2 protein-coding genes are annotated in these 2,224 nt (G+C 75.5%); both read left to right on the top strand.

The window, feature by feature from the left end; translation table 11 throughout:
- Positions 1–524, top strand: a 524-nt coding sequence (locus ABZ281_RS46705; protein ID WP_356664620.1) for a substrate-binding domain-containing protein, incomplete at its 5' end; no start/stop codon positions are given.
- A 22-nt stretch (positions 525–546) separates the two neighbouring features.
- The coding region (locus ABZ281_RS46700; RefSeq protein ID WP_356664618.1) for a DUF2264 domain-containing protein at positions 547–2,224 on the top strand (1,678 nt) is incomplete at its 3' end.

Genomic DNA, 2,224 nt, shown 5'->3' with positions numbered 1-2,224 from the left:
GAGCTCGCGCCGTCACCGGCCATCTGCTGTCGGCCGGGCACCGCGGGGTCGTCTTCCTCGGCGGGCTGCCCGGCAACACCGCCCTCGACGCCCGCGTCGCCGGCTACCGGGCCGCCCTCGCCGAGCACGGTCTGCCACCGGGGGCCGCGCACGTCGTCGACTGCGGACTGGGGCGCGCCGCCGGACACCGTGCGATGACCGAACTCCTCAAGGCGAAACGGGAGTTCACCGCCGTCTTCGCGGGGGACGACATGGTCGCCGCCGGCGCCCTGCGCGCCATCGCCGACGCCGGGCTGAGCGTTCCCGGTGACATCTCCGTCGTCGGCTACAACGACATCCCGCTCGCCGAGGACTTCAACCCGCCCCTCACCACCGTCCGCACCCCGGCCGAGGAACTCGGACGCGCCGCCGTGCGCGTCGCCCTGCGCGACCCCGAGCACGCCGCCGGGGCCCACCACCTGCTCGGCACCCACATCGTCGTCCGCGACAGCGTCGGCCCGCCCCCGCCCGGGCGAGCCCTGTGAGCAACGGAGGAACCGCAGCCGTATGAGCGCGCCGCACGTGTCGCTCCCCGACCCGACGCACCTCCCCAACCTGCCCCACCTGCCTCCCGCCGACCCGTTGACCTCACCCGTCACCGGCTGGACCCGTGCCCACTGGGAGGCCGTCGCCGACCGCCTCCTGGACGCCCTGACCCCCTACGCCTCCCCGGGCCTGGCCCAGTACCGCCTCCCCGGCCCGCCCAGCCACTCCGGGCCCTGGTCGGACGGCCTGGAGGGCTTCGCCCGCTCCTTCCTGCTGGCCGCGTTCCGCATCGCCGGCTCGGGCGGGCAGGAGACGCCCGGCCTGACCGAGCGGTACGCGGCCGGACTCGCGTCCGGCACCGACCCGCACAGCCCCGACCACTGGCCGCCCATCACCGACCGGGGCCAGCCCATGGTGGAGGCGGCGTCCGTCGCGATCGCCCTGCACGAGACCCGCCCGTGGATCTGGGACCGCCTCGACGACCGTGTCCGGCAGCGCATCGCCGACTGGCTGGGAGGCTTCGTAGGAGCGGTCGTCAACGACTCCAACTGGCGGCTGTTCCAGGTCATCACCGAGGAGTTCCTCGCCTCCGTCGGCGCCCGGCACGACCGCCGGGAGATCGACGCCGGACTCGCCCGCCTGGAGGACTGGTACCGGGGCGACGGCTGGTACACCGACGGCGACGGCCGCAAGTTCGACTACTACAACGCCTGGGCCCTGCACCTGTATCCGGCCCTCTGGGCCCGTATCGCGGGGCCGCGCGCCGACCCCCGGACGGTGGCGGAGCACCGTACGCGCCTGCGCTCGTTCCTCCACGACCACCAGCACTTCTTCGGCGCCGACGGTGCTCCCGTCCATCAAGGCCGCTCCCTCACCTACCGGTTCGGTACGACGGCGCCCCTGTGGGCGGGTGTGCTCGCCGACGCCACCCCGCTGCCGCCCGGCCGCACGCGCCGCCTCGCCTCCGGGGCGCTCAAGCACTTCGCGGAGCGGGGCGTACCCGACGAGCGGGGGCTGCTCACCCTCGGCTGGTACCGGCCCTTCCTCCCCGTCACCCAGCGGTACTCGGGCCCCGCTTCCCCGTACTGGGCGAGCAAGGCCTTCCTCGGCCTGCTGCTGCCCGCCGACCACCCCGTGTGGACCGCGCCCGAGGAACCCGGGCCGGTCGAGACGGGCGACGTCCGCCTCGCGTTACCCGCCCCCGGCTGGCTGCTGCACTCCACCGCAGCCGACGGGATCGTACGGCTCGTCAATCACGGCAGCGACCGCCTGCCACCCCCGCCGGCGACATCGGACGACAGCCCGCACTACGCCCGGCTCGCCTACAGCAGCGCCACGGCCCCCGAAACACCACCGCCACCGCGCACCGCCCCCGACAACCACATCGCCCTGCTCGCTCCCGACGGGACACCCACTCCGCGCGGCCGGATCCACCCCCTCGGAGCCGAAGGCGGCCGTGCCGCCTCCTGGCACCGGGCCGTGCTCCCGGGCAGCGGCGAAGGGCACCGCATCGAGACGGTCAGCGTGGTCCACGGCCCCTGGGAGGTGCGCGTGCACCACGTCGACGCGCCGCCCGGCACGCCCGTGCGCGAGGGCGGCTGGGCCGTCGCGGACGACACCGGGCCCCTGGTCGGCCGGACCGGCCCGGCCCGGGCGACGGCCCGGCGCGCGGACGGGCTGACCAGCACGGTCGTTGGAC

The sequence above is a fragment of the Streptomyces sp. NPDC006265 genome (assembly GCF_040613555.1).
GTDB lineage: Bacteria > Actinomycetota > Actinomycetes > Streptomycetales > Streptomycetaceae > Streptomyces.
The sequence above is the reverse complement of the archived record's forward strand: the minus strand, read 5'-3'. Positions and strand labels throughout refer to the sequence as shown.